General features: G+C 66.9%; 21 protein-coding genes. 1 reads left to right on the forward strand and 20 read right to left on the reverse strand.

Annotated features, from left to right (window positions below; translation table 11 throughout):
• Positions 1 to 6: 6 nt before the first annotated feature.
• The 16 genes from FHW83_RS21225 to FHW83_RS21300 form a co-directional block, all read right to left on the reverse strand.
• Complete coding sequence (locus tag FHW83_RS21225; RefSeq protein WP_176648343.1) at positions 7 to 579, reverse strand: hypothetical protein; 573 nt, start codon at positions 577 to 579, stop codon at positions 7 to 9.
• Positions 579 to 2,759, reverse strand: coding sequence for a serine/threonine-protein kinase (locus tag FHW83_RS21230; protein WP_176648344.1), 2,181 nt, complete (start codon positions 2,757 to 2,759; stop codon positions 579 to 581). Before FHW83_RS21230 ends, FHW83_RS21225 begins: the two co-directional genes overlap by 1 nt.
• A gap of 165 nt (positions 2,760 to 2,924) precedes the next feature.
• Positions 2,925 to 3,392: a cache domain-containing protein gene (locus tag FHW83_RS21235; RefSeq protein ID WP_176648345.1), complete on the reverse strand. Its 468-nt coding sequence runs from the start codon at positions 3,390 to 3,392 to the stop codon at positions 2,925 to 2,927.
• Between the two features lie 15 nt (positions 3,393 to 3,407).
• Positions 3,408 to 4,508, reverse strand: coding sequence for a porin (locus FHW83_RS21240; protein ID WP_176648346.1), 1,101 nt, complete (start codon positions 4,506 to 4,508; stop codon positions 3,408 to 3,410).
• 48 nt (positions 4,509 to 4,556) lie between these two features.
• On the reverse strand, positions 4,557 to 5,222 hold the full coding sequence (gene maiA, locus FHW83_RS21245; protein ID WP_176648347.1) for a maleylacetoacetate isomerase: 666 nt from the start codon (positions 5,220 to 5,222) through the stop codon (positions 4,557 to 4,559).
• A complete protein-coding gene (locus tag FHW83_RS21250; protein ID WP_176648348.1) occupies positions 5,222 to 5,944 on the reverse strand; it encodes an ABC transporter ATP-binding protein in 723 nt (240 codons plus the stop codon). Before FHW83_RS21250 ends, maiA begins: the two co-directional genes overlap by 1 nt.
• The gene (locus tag FHW83_RS21255) at positions 5,941 to 6,693 is read right to left on the reverse strand and encodes an ABC transporter ATP-binding protein (protein ID WP_176648349.1); all 753 of its coding nucleotides are present in this window, start codon (positions 6,691 to 6,693) and stop codon (positions 5,941 to 5,943) included. Before FHW83_RS21255 ends, FHW83_RS21250 begins: the two co-directional genes overlap by 4 nt.
• Positions 6,690 to 7,703: a branched-chain amino acid ABC transporter permease gene (locus FHW83_RS21260; protein ID WP_176648350.1), complete on the reverse strand. Its 1,014-nt coding sequence runs from the start codon at positions 7,701 to 7,703 to the stop codon at positions 6,690 to 6,692. The genes FHW83_RS21255 and FHW83_RS21260 overlap by 4 nt, the downstream gene beginning before the upstream one ends.
• Entirely contained in the window at positions 7,700 to 8,623 is a 924-nt protein-coding gene (locus tag FHW83_RS21265; RefSeq protein WP_176648351.1) for a branched-chain amino acid ABC transporter permease, read from the reverse strand. Before FHW83_RS21265 ends, FHW83_RS21260 begins: the two co-directional genes overlap by 4 nt.
• Before the next feature lie 10 nt (positions 8,624 to 8,633).
• The gene (locus FHW83_RS21270) at positions 8,634 to 9,794 is read right to left on the reverse strand and encodes an ABC transporter substrate-binding protein (protein WP_176648352.1); all 1,161 of its coding nucleotides are present in this window, start codon (positions 9,792 to 9,794) and stop codon (positions 8,634 to 8,636) included.
• A 25-nt stretch (positions 9,795 to 9,819) separates the two neighbouring features.
• Positions 9,820 to 10,134, reverse strand: a complete 315-nt coding sequence (locus tag FHW83_RS21275) for a non-heme iron oxygenase ferredoxin subunit (RefSeq protein ID WP_176648353.1) — start codon at positions 10,132 to 10,134, stop codon at positions 9,820 to 9,822.
• A gap of 10 nt (positions 10,135 to 10,144) precedes the next feature.
• On the reverse strand, positions 10,145 to 10,624 hold the full coding sequence (locus FHW83_RS21280; protein ID WP_176648354.1) for an aromatic-ring-hydroxylating dioxygenase subunit beta: 480 nt from the start codon (positions 10,622 to 10,624) through the stop codon (positions 10,145 to 10,147).
• Positions 10,621 to 11,874 carry an aromatic ring-hydroxylating dioxygenase subunit alpha gene (locus FHW83_RS21285; RefSeq protein WP_176648355.1) on the reverse strand — a complete coding sequence of 418 codons (1,254 nt, stop codon included), beginning with the start codon at positions 11,872 to 11,874 and terminating at the stop codon, positions 10,621 to 10,623. The genes FHW83_RS21280 and FHW83_RS21285 overlap by 4 nt, the downstream gene beginning before the upstream one ends.
• A gap of 2 nt (positions 11,875 to 11,876) precedes the next feature.
• Positions 11,877 to 12,578 (reverse strand): fumarylacetoacetate hydrolase family protein, encoded by a 702-nt coding sequence (locus FHW83_RS21290; protein WP_176648374.1) that lies wholly within the window; start codon positions 12,576 to 12,578, stop codon positions 11,877 to 11,879.
• A 33-nt stretch (positions 12,579 to 12,611) separates the two neighbouring features.
• The gene (gene gtdA, locus FHW83_RS21295; RefSeq protein ID WP_176648356.1) at positions 12,612 to 13,640 is read right to left on the reverse strand and encodes a gentisate 1,2-dioxygenase; all 1,029 of its coding nucleotides are present in this window, start codon (positions 13,638 to 13,640) and stop codon (positions 12,612 to 12,614) included.
• 23 nt (positions 13,641 to 13,663) lie between these two features.
• Positions 13,664 to 14,650, reverse strand: coding sequence for a 2Fe-2S iron-sulfur cluster-binding protein (locus FHW83_RS21300; RefSeq protein WP_176648357.1), 987 nt, complete (start codon positions 14,648 to 14,650; stop codon positions 13,664 to 13,666).
• Between the two features lie 115 nt (positions 14,651 to 14,765).
• Between FHW83_RS21300 and FHW83_RS21305 the strand changes: the two genes are divergently transcribed.
• The gene (locus FHW83_RS21305) at positions 14,766 to 15,686 is read left to right on the forward strand and encodes a LysR family transcriptional regulator (protein ID WP_176648358.1); all 921 of its coding nucleotides are present in this window, start codon (positions 14,766 to 14,768) and stop codon (positions 15,684 to 15,686) included.
• Here FHW83_RS21305 and FHW83_RS21310 read toward each other — a convergent pair.
• The 4 genes from FHW83_RS21310 to FHW83_RS21325 all read right to left on the reverse strand — a co-directional run bounded on the left by FHW83_RS21310 (position 15,683) and on the right by FHW83_RS21325 (position 22,643).
• Positions 15,683 to 17,776 carry a LamG-like jellyroll fold domain-containing protein gene (locus FHW83_RS21310; protein WP_229224289.1) on the reverse strand — a complete coding sequence of 698 codons (2,094 nt, stop codon included), beginning with the start codon at positions 17,774 to 17,776 and terminating at the stop codon, positions 15,683 to 15,685. The genes FHW83_RS21305 and FHW83_RS21310 overlap by 4 nt on opposite strands.
• An 83-nt stretch (positions 17,777 to 17,859) precedes the next feature.
• Positions 17,860 to 20,376, reverse strand: coding sequence for an ATP-binding protein (locus FHW83_RS21315; protein WP_176648359.1), 2,517 nt, complete (start codon positions 20,374 to 20,376; stop codon positions 17,860 to 17,862).
• 9 nt (positions 20,377 to 20,385) lie between these two features.
• Positions 20,386 to 21,414 (reverse strand): ABC transporter substrate-binding protein, encoded by a 1,029-nt coding sequence (locus FHW83_RS21320; RefSeq protein WP_229224290.1) that lies wholly within the window; start codon positions 21,412 to 21,414, stop codon positions 20,386 to 20,388.
• The gene (locus FHW83_RS21325; protein ID WP_176648360.1) at positions 21,396 to 22,643 is read right to left on the reverse strand and encodes a hybrid sensor histidine kinase/response regulator; all 1,248 of its coding nucleotides are present in this window, start codon (positions 22,641 to 22,643) and stop codon (positions 21,396 to 21,398) included. The genes FHW83_RS21320 and FHW83_RS21325 overlap by 19 nt, the downstream gene beginning before the upstream one ends.
• Positions 22,644 to 22,871: the final 228 nt, after the last annotated feature.

The following is a 22,871-nucleotide window of genomic DNA, read 5'->3' on the forward strand; positions in this document are numbered from 1 at the left end:
CAGCGCTTACGGTGGATCCATTCCGTTGCCGACCTCGCTCTCGGGATCGAAGTAAAACACCCGATAGTCAAACACGCCCGGCTGGCGCTCCAGGCGCAGCGTCACGTAGAACGACAGGTCCCAATGCGACTGCACCTGTCCGACCTCCAGCTCGCCATCCCAGATCAGGAAACGCTTTCTGCCGGGCGCGCCGGCCGACAGCGGATCCTGCGGCCTGAACTTGTCGCCCGGGATCGCCACCAGCGCCCCGCGGTGCTTGCCATGCGCCTCGACGAACGGCGACGGCGGCGCATAGGTCGGCGTCTTGCCCGGACCGCAAACCGTGATCTGCGGCCGGGTGATCAGGCAGCAATCGACCACGGTGATCGCCTGGCAGGGCTTGTCGTAGACGTTGTCCGCCTCGATATCGATGCGAAATTTCTGCCCCGGAAGAAACTGGATATTGTTGCGCCAGTTGCGATCCGGCGCGCCGGCCTGCCCGGTGGCCGGATCCACCTGGACAAAATCCCAGTTGATCCGGTCGCGGATCTGACTGATGTCAAAGCTGACCTTGAGAGTCATGAGGGGTTGTTTTGGCATTACCTACCTTCCTTTTTCACACGTTGAAAACGGGGGTCGCGCCGCAGCGCCAGCAAATCCGGCTCGGCGGTGATGAAGCCATCGGGATAGCCCAATTGCTGGGCCGCGCGCAGTTCGCCCAGGGCGGCGTCGCGCTGGCCGATCAGTTCATAGGTCATGGCGGCGCGAAAACGCACATCCGGCTCCTTCGGCGCGCCGGACAGAGCGCGCTGGATCAGCGATGCCGCCTCGGCCTGTTGGCCAAGCTTGGCGCAATACAGCGCCAGGCGCGATAGATAGGTCACGTCGTTGGGCGAGCGCGCCAGCAACTGGCGCAACAGCTCGGCCGCCTCATGGTAGGCCTCGCGCGAGGCCGGCTCGCGGCCTGGAATCCAGCGCAAGGTATCGGCCAGATTGGCCCAGCGCAGATAGGCGTTGTTGCTGCCCTTGCTGGCCGACACCGCGTGTTCGAACGCCTGGGCCGCGCCGAGATAGTCGCCGCGCTGGAACAGCGCGGTGCCGAGGTTGGTGTACAGCTGGCCGCTGGGCCGGATATGCAGGCCTTGCTGCAGCACCTGCAAGGCCTCGTCGATGCGGCCCTGGCGCAGCAGCGCGGCGTTCAGGTTGGCATACGCGGTCACGGCGTCGGGCTCGACTTCGATGCTGCGGCGGAACTGCTGCTCGGCACCGCGGTAATCGCCCTGCCGGTAGCGCAAGGTGCCGGCCTGGTCGATCAAGCGCCGCTCGCGTGGATAAACCGACAGCGCGCTGTCGACATAGCGCTGGGCCTCGTCAAAACGCTGCATGCGGCCCAGGATGGCGATCCTGCCGCTGAGCGCAAAGACATTCAGCGGGTCGAGCTTCAAGGCCTGCTCCTCCAGGCGCAGCGCTGCCGCGTTGTCGCCCTGGAACTCCCGCACCATGGCCTGGGCGGCGTACGCCAGCGCCAGTTGATCGTCGTGCGCCAGCGCCAGTTGCGCGCTGGCGTCGGCGCGCTGCAGCCAGCTGCGATCGCTGCGATCGCCCAGGTAGCGCAACGCATAGGTCAGCGCCAGGCCGGCGGCGGCGGCGGCGTGGTCCGGCTTGCGCGCCAGGATGGCGCTGAACTTGTCGGTGGCGGTGTCGAGCGCGCCATCCCGGTCGAAGATGCTCAGCGCGGCCAGGCCGTCCGCCATGGACTGGGCGTCCGACGATGGCAGCCAGCGCTGCGCGAGCTGCGTCACCGGCGGCGGCAACATCTTGCGGCCCAGCAGGCCACCGGCCAGCAGCACCAGCCCCAGCGCCGCCCAGACCAGCCTGCGGCGATAAGGATGGCGCCGCGGCGCCGGCGCCGGGGCGGTGGCGGCCGTACCTGCCGACTTCAGGCCGCGCGCTTGCTCGGCCACCGCCAGCATGCTGGCCGGCCGCTGCGCCGGATCACGCGCGGCGAGCGCGCGCGCCAGCGCGGCACAGTCAGGGTCGCAATCATGGGGAAAGCTCCATTGTGTGGACGACGACTGGACCTGGGCGGCGGCCAGCGCCAGGCCGTGGAGGTGGTCGAACGGACGGGCGCCGCACAACATCTCATACAGCACGACGCCGAGCGAATAGATATCGCTGCGCGCGTCGGCGAGCTGCCCAAGCAGCGTTTCCGGCGCCATGTAGGCGATCGTCCCCGGCATCGGCGCGCCGCCGCCTGGCTCGGTGGCCTGCGGATCGATGCGCCGCGCCAGACCGAAATCCAGTATGCGCACCAGGCCCGAGCTCTCCACCATCAGATTGGCCGGTTTCAGATCTCCGTGCACCAGTCCGGCCGCATGGGCAACCGCCATCGCTTCGGCCACTTGGGCGATGATCTCCAACGCCTGCGCGCGTGGCATCGGCTGCGCGGCGATCATCTGCCGCAGCGTTTGCCCATGTACCAGTTCCATCACGATCGACGGGCTGCGGCCATCGTCCTCCAGCGCATAGATCTGCACAAAAGCCGGATGCCGCAGCGAGGTCGCCAGCCGCGCCTCGTCCAGCAGCGACACCGCCTGCGCCCGCAGCGTATCGGGTTTCAGCTGCTTGATGGCGACCTGGCGGCACAACGCCGGATCCCACGCCTCGAATACCTGGCCAAAGCCGCCGTCGCCCAATAGCCGGCCCAGGCGATAGCGCCCCGGCGCCGACACGGTGCTCGGGGGAGCCGGGCTGAACGAGGTATCCGATCGAAGGTTCATTTCGCAGGGTTCTATAAACGTCGAAGGCTGTCCGATATTACACCGCAACAACATTGTTGGCTATGCAAATTTAATGAATATTTCTTCTGCATAGCTGACGCAAGATAGAGACACCTGCCTTGCAACTCGGAATCGAGACCGCGCTGCGCCGGCGTTCAGCGAACGCTATTTCTTGTACACGCCGCTGAGGACAAAGTAATCGTCGATCCGCTCCAGGTACGTGTAGCGGCGCTCCATCTTCTCGCTGACCGGATTGACCCATTCGAACTCGACCCAGCCGCTGCCCTTGGTCTTGGCCAGCTCGATCTGCTCGCGCACGAAGGCCTTGCCGTTGACGTCCTTGATGTCGAGCAGCGTCTTGCCGATCAGCTTGGGATTGGCGCCATGCGCCAGCATCACGCCGTTCAGGTCCAGCGCGGCGATGTACAGTTCGCGGTCGACGAACTGGCCTTTCGGCCGGCTGAACTCGGCGAACGCCTTGTCCTTGCCGTTCTGGCGGATGTAGCTGACGGCCTTCTTGACCATGGCCACCGCCTCGTCCTTGGACGCGGCCTGCTGCTCGGCCGCCGTCGCGCCCAGGCACGACGCCATGATCAACAAGGCGGAAATGAATTTAAACACGTATGCGCGCATGATGTGGTCTCCTGATCAGAACGTATGGCGGATGCCGGTCGAAACGCCGGACTGGTTCATACCCGTGCCCACTGTGCCGCCGGCGTCGAGCGCGATCGCGGCCTGGCCGGCGTTCCTCATGTAGCCTATCGAGCCGTAGACTGCGGTGCGCTTGGACAGATAATACGTCAACCGCAGCACCGCCAGCGTGGAATCGTTGCCGCTGTCCTTGACGTCGTGGCGCGCCACCTGGCCGTCCAGCGTCATCAACGGCAGCAGCGGATAGCTGGCGCCCACGTAGACCAGATTGGACTCCAGGTTGTTGACCGCCGTGGCCGCCACCTTCCTGCGCGCCATGACGCCGCCGCCGATGCGCACGTCGCCAGCCATGACGTAGCCGTTCAGCGTGGTGCGGCGGTCGTAGCTGTCGCTGGTGGTCAGGCCGGCCGCCGCGCCGGTGTTGCCGTACATCTTGTCGTAGCTGGCGGTGACGCCGAAACGCTTGTTGTCATATCCCAGCAACGCCGTCACCTGGCGGCAGGCCTTGGCGTTGCCGGCCACTTCACCCGCGCAGTTGGTGGCCGCCGGTCCGCCGGCGTTGGAGGCGTCGCGGCCAAAGCTGTAGGTCGCGCCCACGGTGAAATCCGAGTAGGCGCCAAGGTAGCCGATGGCGTTGTCGCTGCGGGCGTTGGGGATGTACGGGTCGATGCTGGAGATGCTGAACAGGTTCGGCCCCATCACGTCCGACTTGAGCGTGGCCAGGAAGGTCATGTTGTTCTGGCGGCCGACGGTCAGCGTGCCGTAGCTGCCTTTCAGGCCGACGTTGGCCTGGCGGCCGAACAGGCGGTTGCCCTGCCCCATGGTGCCGGTGTCCATGCCGATGCCGCTTTCGAGCACGAACACGGCCTGCAAGCCACCGCCCAGGTCTTCCGTACCACGGAAGCCGATACGCGACGGGAAGCTGCCGGTCAGGCTGGGCACCTTGACGATGGAATCGCCGGCGGCGTTGCTGTTGGTGGTGTAGACCACGCCGCTGTCGACGATGCCGTAGATTGTCACGTTGCTCTGCGCGTTGGCGGCGTGTGCCGACAGGACGCCGATCATTGCGATGGCGCCACCTAGTACTGTTTTCTTCATTATTTTGTCTCCAGATGTTTTATGTGAAGGTGCTACGGGTGAAACGGTTTATTCGCTGTCGGGCTGGCATCCTGGATGCGCCCGCTGGAACGCCGGCAGCCTCTGGCAGGCCGCGTCAATAGCCTGCAGGGTCGGGAACGGCGTCAGGTCCATGCCGAAGCGGCGCGCCGCGAACAGTTGCGGCACCAGGCAGCAGTCGGCCATGGTCGGGGTGTCACCGACGCAGTAGCGGCCGCGCTGTTGGTCGCGCGCCAGGTCCGCTTCCAGCGCTGCCAGGCCGACGGCGTGCCAGTGCTGGATCCAGGCGTCCTTCGCCGCCTCGTCCTGCCCCATGGTCCCGGTGATGTACTTCAGCACGCGCAGGTTGTTGAGGGGGTGAATGTCGCAGGCCATCGACAGCGCAAGCTGGCGCACGCGGGCGCGCTGGCCCGGCGTGGCCGGCAGAAGCGGCGTTTCCGGATAGGCCTCGTCCAGGTATTCGATGATGGCCAGCGACTGACTGATGTCCAGCGCACCATCGCTCAGCACCGGCACCAGCTGCTGCGGATTGCGGGCGCTGAACGCGGGCTGGAATTGCTCGCCGCCGTTGCGGTTGAGGTGCACCGGCAGGTAGGCGTACGGCAGCCCTTTCAGGCCCAGCGCGATGCGCACGCGGTAGGCGGAGGAACTACGAAAATAATTGTGCAGCACAAGCTGCGTTGCGCTTTCCGGCATCACGACACTCCCATGTATTGTTGAACGATGTGCGGTTCGGCGCGCAGCGCGTCCGAACTGCCCTGCCACACCACCTTGCCCTTCTCCAGCACAAAATGGCGGTCAGCGAACTTGAGCAAGGCGCCGACGTTCTTGTCGATGACGATCTGCGACAAGCCCTCCGCCTTCAACGCCGCCAGCGCGGCCCAGATCTCGGCGCGGATGATCGGGGCCAGCCCCTCGGTGGCCTCGTCCAGCACCAGCAGCCGCGGATTGGTCATCAGCGCCCTGCCGATGGCCAGCATCTGCTGCTCGCCGCCGGACAACTGCCAGCCGTGGTTGCCGCGCCGCTCCTTCAGGCGCGGGAAGAAATGGTAGACGCGCTCCAGGTCCCACGGCCGCAGGCCCGGCTGGCCGTGGCGCGGCAGGCGCGCGGTGGCCACCAGGTTCTCTTCCACCGACAGATTGGCGAATACCTGCCGCCCTTCCGGCACCAGCCCCAGTCCCAGCCGCGCGATGTGGTGCGACGCCAGGCTGGCCAGCGGTTGGCCGCCGAAGGCGATCGCGCCGGACTTCAGCGGCAGCATGCCGAACAGGCATTTGACGGTGGTGGAGCGCCCCATGCCGTTGCGGCCCAGCAGCGTGACCACCTCGCCGGCCCGCACGTCGAAGCTGACGCCAAACAGCGCCTGCGCGTGGCCGTAAGCGGCCTGCACGTCGCGCACTTCCAGTAGATTCGTCATGCCTCGCCCTCCTCTTCGCCGAGGTACACGGCGCGTACCTCGGGGTGGTTGCGGATCTGGTCCGGGGTGCCGCTGAACAGCACCTTGCCGTACACCAGCACGGTGATGCGGTCGGCCAGCGCGAACACCGCGTCCATGTCGTGCTCGATCAGCAGGATGGAATAGCGGCCCTTGAGCCGGGCCAGCATGGCCACCACCGCCGCCGACTCCTGCACGCTCATGCCGGCCATGGGCTCGTCCAGCAGCAGGAATTTGGGCTGGGCGGCCAGCGCCATCGCCAGTTCCAGCTGGCGGCGCTCGCCGTAGCCAAGGTCGGCGGCCGGGATCTGCGCCAGCGGCGCCAGGCCGCAGTCGCGCAGCGCCGCGTCGGCCGCTCGCACTTGGTCGGTGCGCGACATCATCGGCTGCCAGAAGCGCCAGCCGTGTTCGCGCGCGCCCACCGCCGCCAGCACGGCGTTTTCGCGCACCGTGAAGTCCTCGAAGATGGAGGTGATCTGGTAGGAGCGCAGCAGCCCGCGCCGCGCCCGCGCGTGGATCGGCAGCCCGGTCACGTCCTCGCCGTCGTACCACACACGACCCTCGTTGGAGGCCAGTTCGCCGGACAGCTGGTTGATCAGCGTGGTCTTGCCGGCGCCGTTGGGGCCGATGATGGCGTGCAGCTCGCCGGGCCGGATGTCGAGCGACACCGCGTCCGTGACCAGGATGCCGCCATAGCGTTTGACCAGCGCTTCGGTTCGCAGGATGCTCATGCGTGTTCCTCCACCGCCTGCACCGGCTTGACGGCGACTGCGGGAAGCGGCGCGGTCCGGCGCGGCGCCAGCTTCTCCAGCAGGCCCATCAGGCCGGCGCTGCGCAGCAGCGCCACCAGGAAGATCGCCAGGCCGAAGATCGCGGCCCAGGATTCGGTGATCATCTTCAGCACTTCCTCGGCGCCCATGAACACCACGGCGCCCAGCAAGGGACCGCACACCGTGCCCAGGCCGCCCAGCACGATCATCACGATCAGGTCGCCGGACACCATCCAGCTCAGCGTGGCCGGCGAGGCGAACGCGGTCAGGTTGGCCAGCAGCATGCCAGCCAAGCCACACAGCACCGCCGACATCACATAGGCCGCCAGTTGATAGCGCTTGCCGCGCAGGCCGATGGCGTTGATGCGGCGCGGATTCTGGCGCGCCCCGCGCAGCACCATGCCGAACGGCGCCACCCGCAGCCGCGCCGACCACCAGATCACCAGGCACAGCAGGATGAAGGCGACGGCGTAGACCACGCCCGGCTGGCCCAGGTCCAGCCCGAAGAAGCGGCTGGTGGCGCTGATCGGCGTGCCGTCGTCGCCGCCGTACTGCTTCAGGCTGACGAAGACGAAATACCCCATCTGGGCAAACGCCAGCGTGATCATGATGAAGCCGATGCCGGTGGTGCGCAGGCTGATGGCGCCGGTCAGCAGTCCGACCAGGCCGCAGGCGGCCACGCACACCGCCAGGTGCAGCCAGCCGTTGTCGATGCCGTGGTAGGCCGGGATCGCCACGCTGTAGGCGCCGATGCCGAGGAACAGCGCGTGCCCCAGGCTGACCAGGCCGCCGAAGCCCAGCGCCAGGTTCAGCGCGCTGGCGGCGATGGCGTAGATCAGGATGCGCGCGAAGAAGACCACGTAGAACGGCTGCTCGGCGACGCCGGCGGCCCAGGGCACCAGCGCCAGGGCGCCCAGCAGCAGCGCTGGCACCAGCGTGGCCGGGCGGCGCAGGGAGTTAAATGGATTCATCGGGTCCTCTCGGTCGGGAACAGGCCTTGTGGGCGCAACGCCAGCACCAGGGCCATCAGCAGATACACCAGCATCGAGGCCAGCGCCGGTCCGGCGGCGTTGGCGATGTCGCGGCTGGCCAGTTCGCGCAGCAGCAGCGGCAGGAAGGCGCGGCCCAGCGTGTCGGCGGCGCCGACGATCAGCGCCGCGTAAAACGCGCCGCTAACCGAGCCGATGCCGCCGATGACGATCACCACCAGCGCGGTGATCAGCACCGGCTCGCCCATGCCGGTCTGGATCGACATGATGGGACCGGCCATCACGCCGGCCAGCCCGGCCAGCGCCGCGCCCAGCGAGAACAGCACCGCGTTGAGCAGCTTGATGTCGACACCCAGCGCCGACACCATGGCCGGGTTGACGGCGCCGGCGCGGATCAGCATGCCGAGCCGGGTCTTGTGCATCAGCAGATGCGCGCCCACCGCCACCGCCAGTCCAACCACGATGATCGCGAAACGGTAGCTGGGGTAGCTGATGCCGAACAGGTCAACGGTGCTCTCCAAAAAGCTCGGCAGCGGCAGGAAGTAAGGCTGCGGCCCCCAGATCATGCGGGTGGCCTCGTTAAAGAACAGCACCAGACCGAAGGTGGCCAGCACGTGGTCCAGGTGGTCGCGCCCGTACAGCCGCGAGATGGCGGCCCGCTCCAGCGCGAAGCCCAGCGCCACGCAGCCGGCGACGGCGGCCAGCAGCGCCAGTCCGAAGGAGCCGGTGTGCTGCCAGGCGGTCGCCGCGAAGTAGGCGCCCAGCATGTACAGCGAGCCGTGCGCCAGGTTCACGAAGCTCATGATGCCGAACACCAGCGTCAGGCCCGCCGCCAGCAGGAACAGCAGCACGCCGTACTGCAGCCCGTTCAGCAGCTGCGTCAATAACAGGTGGATGCTCATGCCGTTCGCCTCAAGGCAGGCTGCATTTGGACTGGTAGCTGTCGGCATGCGCCGTCAGCGGAGTGCCCAGCAGCTTGACGGTCGGCTTGCCGGCCTCGCTGGCGACCTGGAACGCGTAGTAGTTCTGCACCGGCATGTTGTTCTTGTTGAAGCGGAACGGCCCGCGCACCGACTTGAACTCGCCGCCGGCCGCCTTCACCGCGGCGGCCAGCGCGCGCTTGTCGCCGGCCTGGGCGCCGGCCTTGCGCAGCGCCGCGTCCAGCAGGCGGGCCGCGTCGTAGCCGGTGGCCGCATATTCGCTCGGCAAACGCTTGTAGCGGGCGCTGAAGGCGCTGACGAAGGCGCGGTTTTCCGGCGTGTCCAGCGCCGCGTCCCACATGGCGCCGAAGGTGGCGCCGACGGCGGCGTCGCGCAGCGCCGGCATGGTGGTGCCGTCCACCGTGAACACCGAGTAGTTGGGCAGCTTGGCCAGCATGCCGGCCTGGCTCAGTTGGCGGATGTAGTTGACGCCCATGCCGCCCGGGTAGAACGCGAACACCGCGTCCGGCTTGGCCGACTGCAGCTGCGCGATCTCCGCCGAGTAGTCGGACTGGCCGACCTGGGTGTAGACCTCGTCCACGATCTCGCCCTTGAAGTAGCGCTTGAAGCCCTGCAGCATGTCCTTGCCGGCCTGGTAGTTGGGCGCCATCAGGTAGACGCGCTTGTAGCCCTTCTCCTGCATGAACTTGCCCATACTTTCGGCCGAGCCGTCGTTCTGCCAGGCGACCGAGAACACGTTCGCCGCGCACGAGGCGCCGGCCACCGGCGACGGTCCGGCGTTGGTGGCGATGGCCACCGTGCCGGCATCGACGATCAGCTTGTGGCTGCCCATCAGGACGTTGGAGAAGCCGAGGCCGACGATGGCGTTGACGCGCTCCTTGTCGATGAACTTGCGCACGATCTGGTTGCCCACTTCCGGCTTGAGCTGGTCGTCCTCCTTCAGCACCGTGACGGCCTGGCCGCCAAGCTTGCCCCCGCCCTGCTCCAGCGCCAGCATGAAGCCGTCGTACTGGTCCTGGCCGACCACGGCCACCGGGCCGGACAACGGCGCCGAAAAGCCCACCTTGAACTGCGCCTCCGCGGCCCCGGCCAGCAGCATGGCGATCCCCGCGACGATATATTTGTTGTTCATTTCTGTCTCCTGTGTTTTTATTGGTTCAGCCCAGATCCACGTAGACCCGGCCGTTTTCAATCTTGACGGGATAGCTGCGCACCGCCTCGGTGGCGGGCGCGCAGCTGGCGCGGCCGTCACGGATGTCGAACTTTCCCTGGTGCAGGGGGCATTCGATTTCGTAACCGTCAAGGAAGCCGTCGCACAGGCGCGCATTGCCGTGGCTGCACAGGTTGGCGGTGGCGTAGACCTGCCCCTCCACGCTGTACAGAGCCAGCTCGGCGCCGCCCGCCGCCACCGCCGTGACGTCGTCTTCCGGCACGTCCGCCTCGGCGGCCGCGTCGATCCAGTTGTTTGCCATGGTGCCCTCCTCAGATGGGATAGATCAGCGAGTTGGCGATCATCTCGGTGTCGTAGATGCAGTGGCGCTGCGCGAAGCGCAGGCCCTGCGGCGTGACGTGGATGCGGTCCAGGTAGCGGCCCACGTTGAAGACCGTGCTCTCCTGCGACAGCTTGGTGCGGAACACGGCGTAATTGGCCTGCGCCACGATCACGCCGTCCTCCACCCGCTCCACCAGCGGCGCGCCGGTCACGTGGCGCTGGTAGTACGGATCGTGGAACAAGGTTTCCTTGATGCCGTAGGCGCGGTCGCGCAGCATGCCCTTGCTCAGCAAGGCCAGCGTGGCCAGCGGGAAGCCGCGCTCATGGTTCTCGCGCGGCTGCACACGGTAGTCGCAGTCGTCGACGAACAGGTCTATCCATTTGTCCCAGTCGGCGTTGTCGACCGCCGCCGCGTAGTCGGCGTACAGGCGGTTCAGCGCCAGGAAGGTGTCGATGTCGAGCGTGTTCATACTTCCATCACCTTTCGCCAGTATTCATACATGCCCCGTATCAGGGTCTCGGTGACCATGTGGTCGGTGTTCTCGGCGCCGTAGCCGCCCAGTTCCGCCACCGTGCGGTGGCTGGGCTTCTGCTCGAAGCCGTTCTGCGACAGCTCGATCACTTCGCCGTCGTCGGCCGATACGAAACCGGCGGGGCCGAACAGGTTGGCCTGGATCAGGCGGCGCTCTGTCATCTCCGGCGTGTCGTCCTCGAAGCCGAAATGGGTCCAGACGAAATCGAACGATCCCTCGCCGTTGGGCTGAATGTGGCGGGTCGAGACGCTGTTCACCTGCTGCTGGAAGATCACGCTGGGGAACACGGTCATCATCACGGCGGTCGGCCCCTTCCACCACGCCTCCGGCACGATGTCGAGCAGGCGCTTGTCGTGCACCTCCATGCCGGCCTTGAAGCTGGTGACGCCGGCCGTCACCTCGCTGCTCGCGGCCTGCTGGCCGCGGGTCGAGATCATGGCGGCGTGGCGGTGGTGGGCGTCCATCTTCAGTTCCGACTTGTTATCGGCGCGCCACAGGCCGTAGGTCACGAACCAGGTGTGCAGCAGGCCCGGATGGTAGGGGTCCTTGATGTTCTCCTGCATCAGCTTCCAGTTGCCGGGAATGCGCTGGCGGTTGTAGCCCAGGATGGTCAGTTTGCGGCCGTTGAACAGGCGGTCGAAGTAGGCGCACATGTCGGGGCCGAGGAAGTCCTCCAGCGGCTCCACGTCATGGTCGAACGAGGCGAACACCACGCCGCCGCGCAGCGCCACCTTGAGCCGGGTCAGGCCATGCTCGGCGGTGTCGAACTCCTTCGGCATGCCGCCATTGATCTTGCCGTCCTGCTTGACGCCGCGCCGGAACGGCACCCCCTGCAGATCGCCCTTGAGGGTGTAGCTCCACTGGTGATACGGGCAGACGAATTCCTTCTTGTTGCCGTGGCGTTCGCGGCAGAACTGCATGCCGCGGTGCGCGCACACGTTCTCCACCACGTTCACGCTGCCGTCGGCGGCGCGGGTCAGGATCACGGAGCGCTCGCCGATCACCGAGCGCTTGAAATCGCCGGGATTGGGGATCTCGGCCTCCAGGCCGACGTAGCACCAATGGCCCCGGTAGAACAGGCGCTCCAGTTCGCGCTGGTAGAGAGCGGCGTCGGTGTAGGCCCAGAACGGGATGCGGCTCGATCCCGGCTGCTCCCATACGGGCTTGATGGGGAATACGGCGGCCATGATCAGGCTCCCGCCACGCGGACCGTGATGGGCGCCAGGCCCGCCACTTCGCCCACCATCAGGTCGCCGGCCACCACGCTGTTCACCCCTTCCGGCGTGCCGGTCATGATGACGTCGCCCGGCTCCAGCGTCTCGTACTCGGACAGGTAGGCGATCGACTCGGCCACCGACCAGATCAGCATGGCGATGTCGGAAGCCTGGCGCGGCTGGCCGTTGACGGTGAGCGCGATACGGCCGCGTTCCAGGTGGCCGACCTGCGCCACCGGCGAAATCTCGCCGATCGGCGCCGATTGGGCGAACGATTTGCCGAACTCCCACGGACGGCCCTTGTCGCGCGCCTCGAGCTGAATGTCGCGGCGGGTCATGTCCAGGCCGACGGCGTAGCCGTACACGTGTTCCAGCGCCCGCCCGACCGGGATGTTGGCGCCGCCCTTGCCGATCACGGCCACCAGCTCGATCTCGTGGTGGAAGTTGCTGGTCTTGGGCGGATACGGAATCGCCACTTCGGCGGCGCCGGCCGGCACGGCGGCGTTGGCCGGCTTCATGAAGAAGAACGGCTTTTCGCGCTCGGGATCGCGGCCCATTTCGCGCGCATGCGCCGCGTAGTTGCGGCCCACGCAGAAGATGCGGTTGACCGGAAAGCGCTGTTCGCTGCCGGCGATGGCCAGGCTGTGGACAGGTGCGGGAGGGACTGCGTAGTTCATCATGGTCTCCAGGTATTTTTGAGGGAGGTGAAATCAGCGCGCCAGCTTTTCCTCGCGCCACAGGCCCAGCGCCTGCTGGATGGGGCGGTCCGAGAAGCTGAACAGGATGGTGTCGGCGCCGGCGCGCAGGCGCAGGGTTTGCCAGGACGGCACCACGAACACGTCGTTGAGCGCGAAGTCGAAGGACTGGCCGCCGATGTCGGCGCTGCCTTGGCCTTCGAGGCAGACGTAGATGGTGCTGTCGGTGCAGCGGTACGGCAGCGTCTCGAAGCCGGCCGGCAGGCGCTGGGCGAAGGCGCCGATGGTCGGCATCGGCGAGGCGCCGGTGGCCGGATTCACGTAGCGCAGCTTGTGGCCGAAATGGGCGTCGATGGCGCCGCGCGCGATGCCCAGCAGCGACTCGCGCGTTTTGGCGAACGGGTAGACGAACACCTTGGTCGGCTGCGCCGCGGTCTGCACGAAATCGACTGGCAGCATGTTGTTGCCGTAGCGGGCCAGCGCGTCGCCTTCCGGGCGCGTGGCCTGCTGCACCGCCTGCGCGCCGTGCTCGGCGAAGCCGGCGTCGAAGAAGCGCACGGTCGGGATGTCCAGCCCGTCCAGCCACACCACCGGCTCATCGCCCAGGTTGCCATGGTCGTGCCAGGTCCAGGATGGCGTGATGATGAAGTCGCCGTGCCGCATGGTGGTGCGTTCGCCGTCGACGGCGGTGTAGGCGCCCTCGCCGTCCAACACCAGCCGCAGCGCGGACTGGCTGTGGCGGTGCGCCGGCGCCACCTCGCCCGGCATGATCAGCTGCAGGCCGGCGTACAGCGACTGCGTGATCGACGAGTTGCCGCGCAGGGCCGGGTTTTCGAGTATCAGCACGCGCCGCTCGGCCTCGGCGGCGGTGATCAGACGGCCCGCCTCCATCACGTGGTCGCGCACGTCGGCGTAGCGCCACAGCGCGGCCTGCAGCGGCGAGGCGGGTTGCTTGGGCACCAGCGCGCCCAGCACCTCCCACAAAGGGGTCATGCAGTGCTGGTCGATGCGCCGGTAGAAATCCTGGCGGGCAGTGTCGGTCATGCTTGGTCTCCGGTTGATTGTGTTCAGATGCCGCTGGCGTAGAAAGCGTCCGCGTAGACGTGCGCGGGCAACACCCCTTTTCTCCTGGCCAGCATGGCCGCCGCCTCCACCATGGGCGGCGCGCCGCACAGGTAGGCGCGCCAGCCGGCCAGGCTGTCCCAGTCCTGGCTGACGGCGTCGGTTACCAGGCCGGCGCGCCAGCGCGGATCGTGCGGGCCGGTGCTGACGACGACGTGCAGGTGCAGGTTGGGATGGCGTTCGCACAGCTGTTCCAGCCATGGCAGGCCGTAGATATCGCGCTCGGTGCGCACGCCGAAGTACAGGTGGATCGGTTGACGCATGCCTTCGCCCAGCGCGGCGCGCACGATGGACAGCACCGGCGCCAGGCCGGTGCCGCCGGCCACGCACAGCATAGGCCCCTGGTGCTTGCGGCGCAGGTAAGCGGTGCCCAGCGGGCCGCTGACGCGCACCGCGTCGCCCACCGCCAGCGCCGTCTCGACATGGCCGGTGACGCGGCCGTCGGGCACCAGGCGCAGGTGGAATTCCAGCTCGTCGCCGCCGGGGGCGTTCGCCATCGAATACGGGCGCGCCAGGCCGGGGCCGAACTGCAGCGTGGCGTACTGGCCGGGCGAGAACTCCAGCTGCTTGGCCGGCTTCAGGCGCAGGCGGCGGATGTCGTGCGTCATCGCCTCGATGGCCAGCACGGTGGCCTTGATGATGCGCGCCGGGTGGATCACCACCTCGTCCGGCTCCGGCACTTCGATCACGCAGTTGGTGCTGACGGTGCTCATGCAGGCCAGCACATAGCCTTCGTCGTCCGGGTGGGTGATCTTGGCTTCGCGGCCCGCTTCCAGCACCTCGCCCTTCAACACCTTGCAGCGGCAGGTGCCGCAACGGCCGGCGGTGCAGCTATAGGAGATGGGAATCTGGTGCTCGCGCAGCGCCGCCAGAACGTTGCTGCCGGCCTCCACGTTCAGGGTACGCCCCAGCGGTTGCACGACTATTTCCATGACTCCGGTCCCCATCTGTTTTATTGATTGATGGGCAAAGTATAGGAAGCGGAGTAATATAAATAAATAGCATCTCGTGAATGCATCAAATCACTGTCAGCAATATTACAAAGCCATGGAACTGAAAGACGTCGACCTCAATCTACTGCTCGTGTTCAACCAGCTGCTCGCCGAACGGCGGGTCTCGAAGGTGGCGGAGGCGCTGGGCATGACCCAGCCCGGCGTCAGCAACGCGCTCAAGCGCCTGCGCCTGTTGTTGGGGGATGAGCTGTTCGTGCGCACCGCGCGCGGCATGGAGCCGACGCCGTACGCGTTGCGGCTGGCCGAGCCGATCGGCTATGCGCTGTCGACCATCCACGATTCGCTGAACGAGGTGGCGCACTTCAACCCGGCCACCAGCACGCGCCGGTTCACGCTCGGGGTGACGGACATCGGTGAAATGTATTTTTTACCGCGCCTGATGGAGGTCCTGCGCAAGCAAGCGCCGGGGGTGACGGTCAGCACGGTGCGCAACACGGCGGTGAACCTGCAGGATGAAATGGAGGCCGGGCACGTCGACCTGGCGATCGGGCTGCTGCCGCAGCTGAAGTCCGGCTACTTCCAGCGCCGCCTGTTCCGCCAGCGCTATGTCTGCATGTTCCGCAAGGGGCATCCGCTCGACAAGAAAAAGCTGACGGTGGAGGATTTCCGCAACGCCGATCACGTCACGGTGGTGTCCACCGGCACCGGCCACGCCATCGCCGACCAGACCATCGAGCGCCACGGCATCAAGCGCAACATCGGCCTGACCGTGCCCCACTTCGTCGCCGTGGGGCACATCCTGTCCAAGAGCACGATGATCGCGACCGTGCCGGAGCGCTACGCGATGGCCTGCGTGGAGCCGTTCGGCCTGCGCTACGTGGCCCATCCGCTGGCCATGCCCGAGATTAGCATCAACGTGTTCTGGCACGCCAAATTCAACAAGGAGCCGGCCAACAAATGGCTGCGCGGCCTGATCTTCGATCTGTTTGCGGACGGGCGGGACAGCCAGCTTTAGCCGCGCCGCGCCGTCAGCCATTGGCTCGGCGGCAGCGCGGCGCTGGCCACGCGCACCTCGCCGATGTTGCCGAAGAAGCCGTCGGCGCGCTGGCCATCCCACGAGCCGCCGCCCACCACCCACGGCGACGCCGGCGACAAGCTGGCCAGCCCGACCACGTTGCTGCTGTTGCGCAGCACCGGCGCGCCTTCCACGTACATCACCGTGTCGTGCGTGGCCGGGTCGTTGACGATGGCGATGTGCACCCAGTTGCCGGCGATGATTTCGCCCGACCAGCTGGCCATGGCGTCGCGCTGGCCGCTGACGTCCGGCACCACTTCCCACTGCACCTCGCGCAGGCTCGAGATGGCGAACAACAACGGCGGCGATTCCGGATCGCCACCGATGAAGCCGGCCAGGTCGCCGCGTTTGCCATCGCGCGTCATGATGTTCATCCACGCGTGCTTGGCCTTGTCCCACGCCGGATTGATCTTGATGAAGGCTTCGATCGTGTAGCCGGTGCTGGCGAAGGTCTGCGCGTTGATGGCGGCCGTGGCGTCGGTCAGGAAGTAGCTCAGGCGCGGCGCGTTCTTGTCGGTGTTCAGGAAGCTGACCGAACCCGGCGCCGAGGACAGCCGGTGATGGTCGTTGCTCCAGACGATGTCGCCGGCCTGGGCGCCGGTGATGCCGCCCTGGTTGAGCTGGTCGCGCGTGAGCGGATTGGCGCCGGTGACGTCGGCGATGCGGGTGCCGGGCGCGACCGCCGCACCATCGCTGCCGCCGTAGAAGCGCCAGTGCGCCACGGTCGAGGCGACTTTCGGATAGTCGTCCACGTCCTTCGGCAGGACGGGCTCCACCACCACCGGTTCGGTGTAGCCCTTCAGCACCAGCGCCTTGGCCTGCTCCACCAGCGAGGACGCCACCGTCGCCTTGCCGGCGCTGAAATTCGGGTTGAAGCGCGCGAAGCGCTTGGCGAAGTTGATGTTGATGGTGAAATTGTGATTGGGCTCGGTCAGCACCGCGCGGTCGAAGGCGTTCAGCGTGTCCGCCGGCTTCATCGGCACCCACGGCGAGAACGACAGCACCTTGATCTGGTTGTTGGTGAGGTCGAATTCGTACAGGCGCATCAAACCGTTGCCGCCCTGGTAGGCCATCTGGTAATCGACCACCATTTCCTCGACCGCGTTGCCGAAGTCGTTGGTCTTGGTCAGGCGCGCGCCGCCGTGGTGATGGCCGTTGAGCGTCATGAAAATCTGATCATTATCGCGGATCAGCTTTTCCCACAACATCTTGCCGTAACCCGTTTCCAGCGGGCTGACGGCGTCAGGCGCGATGTTCAGCAACTGGTGATTGACCAGGATCACCGGCAGCGTCGGGTGGTCCGCGATCACCTTGCGCGCCCAGGCGATGCCGGCGTCGGAGATACGCCAGGACAGCGACAGCACCAGGAATTGCTGGTCCTGCGCCTTGAAGATGTGGTATTCGTGGAAACCGGTGCTGTCGCGCGCGCCAAACGTGGCCTGGCGTTGCGCGCGCCGCGCGCTGAACCATTGCAAATAGGGCTCGTTGGCCAGCACGCGCTGGGTGTCGGTGCCCTTGCTCGGATCGCTGTCGTAGTCGATGTCGTTCAGCACGTCGTGGTTGCCGGCCAGAATGGAGTACGGCACCTTGGCCGCCTCCAGCACCTGCATGGCGCTGTCGGCCACCTTCCATTGCTCCGGCTTGCCCACCTGGTCGACCACGTCGCCCAGATGTATCAGGAACGGGATGTTGAGCGCCTGCGCGTTGCGCGCCACCCAGTTGGTCTGGGCCGCGTACGGCTCGTTGCCGTAGTGGCGCTCGTATTGGTTGCTTTCCGACGAGGTCGCGTAGCGCGAGTAAAACTGGGTGTCCGGCAGCACCGCCAGCGCGAAGCTGGAAATCTGGGTGCTGGGCGCGGGCGCCGCGCCACCGCTGACGCTGGCGCTATCGCCACCGCAGCCGGCCAGCAGGCCGCCGACCGACAGGCCGGAGGCGGATGCGAGGCCCATCTTCAGCAAGGTGCGCCGGTGCGGCAGCGGGTTATCGTGTGGTGCGGCGGGTGGGGTGGTGTTGTGGCCGTGTTTTTTCATGGAACGCTCGTGACGATGAAAGAGCGCCCAATATATTGCCCATAAGTGACATGCTTATGACAAGTCACCTACCGTGCGCGCCCTCACGCCATCGCCATGCACTTGGCCAGCGCGGCCCGCAGTTCGCGGATTTTCGGCGGTTTGCTCAGCACCTGGTCGACATTGACCGGGCCTTCGTCGGTGTCCGGTATCAGCCGCTGGCCCCAGCCGGTCAGCAGGATCACCGGCACCTCGGGCGCGACGCGCTTCACGGTCTCGGCCACCTGGCGGCCGTCGACGTAAGGCATGCCGAGGTCGGTGATGACGACGTCATAGCCCTGCCCGGCCGCCACCGCCTCGCGGAAGCGGTCGATGCCGGCCTGGCCGCCGTCGGCCTGGGTCACGTCATGGCCGTCGAAGCCGAGGATATTGCCCAGCGAGGCCAGCAAGGTGGGATCGTCGTCGACAATCAGGATCCTCATGCCCGACGGCGGCGTCAGCGCGACCTTGCCGGCCTGGTCGTCGGCCGCCTGCGCCGCCACCGGGAAGTACATCTTCACCGTGGTGCCCTGCCCTGGCGCCGATTCGATGGCGATGCGGCCGCCGTGGCGCTCGGTCATGCCGTAGACCGTGGCCAGTCCGAGCCCGGTGCCGCGCTCGCCCTTGGTGGTGAAGAACGGCTCCAGGCAGCGCCGCTGCGTGGCCTCGTCCATGCCGCAACCGTTGTCGGCCACCTCCACCAGCACGTGCGGGCCGGCGCCGTCGTCCAGCTGGGCCAGGTAGCGCGTGCGCAGCGTGACGGCGCCGCCGTCCGGCATGGCGTCCACCGCGTTGAACACCAGGTTGGTCAGGGCCTCGCGGATTTCGCCCTCCACGCCCAAAATCATCGGCAAGTCCGGCGCCAGTTCCTGCCGCATGGCGATGACGATGCCGCGCTGCTGCGGCATGTCCGACCAGCGCGCCCGCGTCAGGTCCACCACGTGCTGCATCATCAGGTTGACGTTGACCGTGCTGAGCGTGATCTGCGGCTCGCGCTGGCGGTAGAACTCGCGCATGCGGGCGACGGTGGCGGCGACGTCGTCGATGGCGCGCTCCATCACCTGCAGGCTGGCGCGGCCGCGCTCGCTCAGGTCGGGCTCGGTCTCCAGCAGCGATTCGGCATACAGGCCGATCGGCGCGATGGCATTATTGATGTCGTGGGCAATGCCGCTGGCCATCTGGCCCAGCGCGCGCAGGCGCTCCTGCCGCGTCACCTGGGCCTGGCTCTGGTGCAGGTCGTCGTAGGCCTGCTGCAGGCTGGCGTACAGGCGGGCCTGGTTGGCGGCCAGCGCCACGTGCTCGCTGAGCTGGCGCAGGAATTCGCAGTCGCTGCTGGAGAAACTGTGCGGCTGGCGGCGCGCCACGATCAGCACGCCGAACACGGTGCTTTCCACCAGCAAGGGCGCCAGCACCATCGAGGCCAGCCCGCCTTTGGCCAGGCGTTGCGGGAATGGGAAGTCGACCTCGGCCAGGTCGGGTTCATACACGAGTTCGCCGGCCACGCAGCGCGACAGGCCGTTCTGGTCGATCGGGATGTGGGCCGCCTCGCCCATCGCCAGCGACATCGACAGCTCATAGCTGCGAACGCCCACGCCGCTCACCTCCAGCTTGCCATCGGTGTACCGGCAGATGGCGCTGAAGTCGACCGGCAACTGATCCTCCAGGCTGCGCACCACCACCTGGAAAATGCTCGGCAGATCCTGACGCTCGCCGATCGAGCGGGTGATCTGGTGCAGCAGGCTCATGCGCGCAAGCTGGGCCAGCACCTTGCGCTCGGCGGCCTGGCGTTCCGCCACCTCGGTCTGCAAGGCCTGGTTGGCCTGCAGCAGCTCGTTGCGCGACACCGTGGTTTGCCGCAGCCGCTCCACCATCAGGTTGAACGCGCGCGCCAGGCTGCCGATTTCGTCGTCGGCGCGCAGGTCCAGGCTGAAATCGAGGCCCCCGCCGCCCACGACCTCGGTCGCGCGATGCAAGCGCGCCAGCGGCGTGGTCACGCTGCGGATGGTCAATCCCATCGCGCCCAGCACCACGATCAGCACCAGCCCGCCCAAGGCGGCGCCCGCCACCATGGCCCGGCTTTGCGCGGCCAGGATGTTGGCGCGGCTCAGGCGCGCCAGCTCCTCGGCGTCGGACATCATGCTCTGCGCGCGGTTCATGATCAAGCCGCTAAGGCGCGCCTCCAGTTCCAGCAGGATATCGCGCCGATCCGGCGTGCGCTGCAATTCCTCCTGCAGCCCCTGCATTTCACCGAACAGCTTGACCAGCGACTGCTGGCGTTGCCGCAGCGTGGCGAGCAGCGCCAGTTCCTCGGCGTCGTCGAAGCGGCCGTTGCCGGCGATCAGTTGCTGCAGCGACTGCTGCCGCTGCTGCCATTGCACGCGGCTGCGCTGGCCGTGGTAGAGCACGTATTCAAGCGACAGGTAACGCAGGCTGGATGCGGCGCGCAGCACTTCGCTGCTGACCTCGGACTTGGCGATCTCGTGGCGCATCTGCAGCGTGGTGCGCACGAAGATCACGGCCATCACGGCCAGCAGCACGATGCAAAGCAGTTGCGCCAATTTGAGACGGGTGGCGATCTTCACGCTGCGCCCCTAATAAATGACGGTGACCTCGGTCGGGCTGACCGCTTTCATCCCGTCGAGGTAAAGATAATCGAGGAAGTTGGGCACCGCGCTCGCGGTGACCAACCCGCCCTTGATGGCCCAGCGCGACTGGTCCTCCAGCACCAGCAGCAGGCTCTGGTCCAGCTCCAGCCCGAAGTGATACGACGGCCACCGGGCCAGCAGCGTGGCCCGGCTTTCGGGCGTGAGGCGGGTCAGGTAGGCGGTCGCCTCGGCGGGATGCTCGCGGCAAAAGCGTTCGCCCAGTTCGAGCGCGCGCAGTATGCGGATCGCGACGTGCGGTCGCTGCCGCAGATAAAGCGACGGCGCCACCATGTTGTAGATGCTCTCGTAGACGTCCTGGCCAGAGAAGCGCACGGCGTTGGCGCCAAGGTTTTGCTCGATCAGGCCGAGGAATGGATCCCAGCCGCTGACGGCGTCCACCTCGCCCTCGGCCAACGCGCGCTGCAAGGCGTCCGATGAGTAGTTCAGCAGTTGCACGTCGCGGGTGTCGAGGTGCAGGCGATTGAGCAGCACATCGAGCGCGAAATGGCCCGAGGTGCCCAGCGAGACGCCGATGCGCTTGCCCTTGAGGTCGCCGGCCTGCTGGATGCCGTGGTCGCGCCGCCCCACCACGCCGTGGTCCTGGCTGGAACGGAAGATGGTGCCGAACACCTGCACCGGGATGCCGCTCAGGCCGGCGAACATCACGGGGATGTCGGCCACCGTCGCCATGTCGGCCTGGTTGGCCAGCACCGCGTTCAGCGCCTGCTTGCCGCTGCTGTGCGGCTGCAGTTTCACGCTCAGCTTGTGGCGCGTGAAATAGCCCTGGCTCTGCGCCGCCATCACGGGACACGCGCCCAGGTATTCGGTGTTGGTGGCGATGGTGACGGCCTCCACCGCCCCCGGCTCGCTGTCGGGGGGCGGCCGCAAGGCCAGGCCGAGGCCGACGGCCAGCGCGGCCGCCACGGCGGCGAGCACGATCATGGGGCGGCGGCGTATCATGACGGTGTGCGGCATGGCGTGCTGTCGGCGCCGGCGGGCGTGGCGCTGGCGGCCTGGGTCGGGATGGCGGCGCTGTCCAGCAGCGGCAATTCGATGCGGAAGGTGCTGCCCACGCCCGGCTGGCTTTCCACCTCGATGCTGCCGCGCATGGCCACCACCAGCCGCTGGGTGATGGTCAGCCCCAGCCCCGTGCCCTCCTGGTTGCTATCCTCGCGCCCGGCGCGGCTGAACGGCTGGAAGATCGCAGCCAGCTGTTCCGGCGTCAGGCCCAGGCCGGTGTCGCTGACGGCGATGCGCGCATAGCCGTTGTGCTGCTCGCAGCGCACGCTGACGTGGCCGTGCTCGCGGTTGTACTTGACGGCGTTCGACAGCAGGTTCACCAGGATCTGCTTGACCCGGGTCTGGTCGGCGCTCAGTTCCAGCCGCGTCTCCGCCAGCGGCGCCAGCCGGATCCGCCGCGCCTGCGCCAGCGGGCCGACGATGGCGTATGCGTCGCGCAACACCGCGTCCAGCGCCATGGGCCCGACCGCCAGCGCCACCTTGCCGGCCTCGATCTTGGCCAGGTCCAGTATCTCGTTCACCAGCGTCAGCAGGTGGCGGCCGGCCTGCACGATGTTTCCGGCAAAATGCTTGGTGTCGCCCTGCCCCTTGGGGAACTTGTCGCTGGCGAGGATCTGCGCGAAGCCGAGTATGCTGTTGAGCGGCGTGCGCAATTCATGGCTCATGCTGGACAGAAAGGTGGATTTCTCCTGATTGGCGCGCTCGGCCTCCTTGCGCGCCGCGTCGAGCACGGTGTTGAGCCGGCCCAGTTCCTCGACCCGCGCGCGCAGCGCCGTTTCCAGCATGGCGTTCTGCCGCCGCAGGCGACGCGACTCGATCGCGCGCTCCAGCACCGGCAGCAGGCTGGCGGCCTTGAACGGCTTGACGATGTAGTCCAGCACGCCGATCTTCATGGCCTTGATGGCGGTATCGACCGTGCCTTCGCCGGTCATGATGATGCAGGCGATTTCCGGATCGAGCTTGCGCGCCGCCTCGACCAGCGACAGGCCGTCGATGCCGGGCATGACCAGGTCGGTCAACAGCAGGTCAAAGGGATGGTGCTTCAGCTCGGCGAGGGCGGCCTCGCCGGTCGAGCAGCCGGTGGTGTCAAAGTCGTGCCGTCCCAGGATGTCGCACAGCGCCCTGAGGTGGGTGACTTGGTCGTCAACGACCAGAATACGCGCGTACCAGACCGATTCGGACATAGACCCCTCCGGGAGCTGCCGCCAGACCGCACTTTACGTATCCATTATGCCAAATTTAACCGGGAGGAAACTCTCCAATTCTATCCATCCGGCCCGTTCAATTCGTGTTTAAGTCGTCATTCCGGCGCAGGCCCACTGCTGTCCGGAATAATTTTGTTGACATGGTTTCAAAAGAGTGAAGGTTGCAGTTGTGCGAATTCCTCCATCTGGCGTCGTCGTCGTCGGTAT

Origin of the sequence: Duganella sp. SG902, from assembly GCF_013376005.1 — a bacterium.
Lineage (GTDB): Bacteria > Pseudomonadota > Gammaproteobacteria > Burkholderiales > Burkholderiaceae_D > Rugamonas.

Excerpts from the sequence above, each read along its gene's own strand:
- maiA (WP_176648347.1), bottom strand. The coding sequence starts at position 5,222 with ATGCCGGAAAGCGCAACGCAGCTTGTGCTGCACAATTATTTTCGTAGT.
- FHW83_RS21280 (WP_176648354.1), bottom strand. The coding sequence starts at position 10,624 with ATGAACACGCTCGACATCGACACCTTCCTGGCGCTGAACCGCCTGTAC.
- FHW83_RS21255 (WP_176648349.1), bottom strand. The coding sequence starts at position 6,693 with ATGAGCATCCTGCGAACCGAAGCGCTGGTCAAACGCTATGGCGGCATC.
- FHW83_RS21290 (WP_176648374.1), bottom strand. The coding sequence starts at position 12,578 with ATGAACTACGCAGTCCCTCCCGCACCTGTCCACAGCCTGGCCATCGCC.
- FHW83_RS21270 (WP_176648352.1), bottom strand. The coding sequence starts at position 9,794 with ATGAACAACAAATATATCGTCGCGGGGATCGCCATGCTGCTGGCCGGG.
- FHW83_RS21285 (WP_176648355.1), bottom strand. The coding sequence starts at position 11,874 with ATGGCCGCCGTATTCCCCATCAAGCCCGTATGGGAGCAGCCGGGATCG.
- gtdA (WP_176648356.1), bottom strand. The coding sequence starts at position 13,640 with ATGACCGACACTGCCCGCCAGGATTTCTACCGGCGCATCGACCAGCAC.
- FHW83_RS21265 (WP_176648351.1), bottom strand. The coding sequence starts at position 8,623 with ATGAGCATCCACCTGTTATTGACGCAGCTGCTGAACGGGCTGCAGTAC.
- FHW83_RS21235 (WP_176648345.1), bottom strand. The coding sequence starts at position 3,392 with ATGCGCGCATACGTGTTTAAATTCATTTCCGCCTTGTTGATCATGGCG.
- FHW83_RS21320 (WP_229224290.1), bottom strand. The coding sequence starts at position 21,414 with ATGCCGCACACCGTCATGATACGCCGCCGCCCCATGATCGTGCTCGCC.
- FHW83_RS21300 (WP_176648357.1), bottom strand. The coding sequence starts at position 14,650 with ATGGAAATAGTCGTGCAACCGCTGGGGCGTACCCTGAACGTGGAGGCC.
- FHW83_RS21325 (WP_176648360.1), bottom strand. The coding sequence starts at position 22,643 with ATGTCCGAATCGGTCTGGTACGCGCGTATTCTGGTCGTTGACGACCAA.
- FHW83_RS21250 (WP_176648348.1), bottom strand. The coding sequence starts at position 5,944 with ATGACGAATCTACTGGAAGTGCGCGACGTGCAGGCCGCTTACGGCCAC.
- FHW83_RS21230 (WP_176648344.1), bottom strand. The coding sequence starts at position 2,759 with ATGAACCTTCGATCGGATACCTCGTTCAGCCCGGCTCCCCCGAGCACC.
- FHW83_RS21305 (WP_176648358.1), top strand. The coding sequence starts at position 14,766 with ATGGAACTGAAAGACGTCGACCTCAATCTACTGCTCGTGTTCAACCAG.
- FHW83_RS21225 (WP_176648343.1), bottom strand. The coding sequence starts at position 579 with ATGCCAAAACAACCCCTCATGACTCTCAAGGTCAGCTTTGACATCAGT.
- FHW83_RS21275 (WP_176648353.1), bottom strand. The coding sequence starts at position 10,134 with ATGGCAAACAACTGGATCGACGCGGCCGCCGAGGCGGACGTGCCGGAA.
- FHW83_RS21260 (WP_176648350.1), bottom strand. The coding sequence starts at position 7,703 with ATGAATCCATTTAACTCCCTGCGCCGCCCGGCCACGCTGGTGCCAGCG.
- FHW83_RS21310 (WP_229224289.1), bottom strand. The coding sequence starts at position 17,776 with ATGAAAAAACACGGCCACAACACCACCCCACCCGCCGCACCACACGAT.
- FHW83_RS21240 (WP_176648346.1), bottom strand. The coding sequence starts at position 4,508 with ATGAAGAAAACAGTACTAGGTGGCGCCATCGCAATGATCGGCGTCCTG.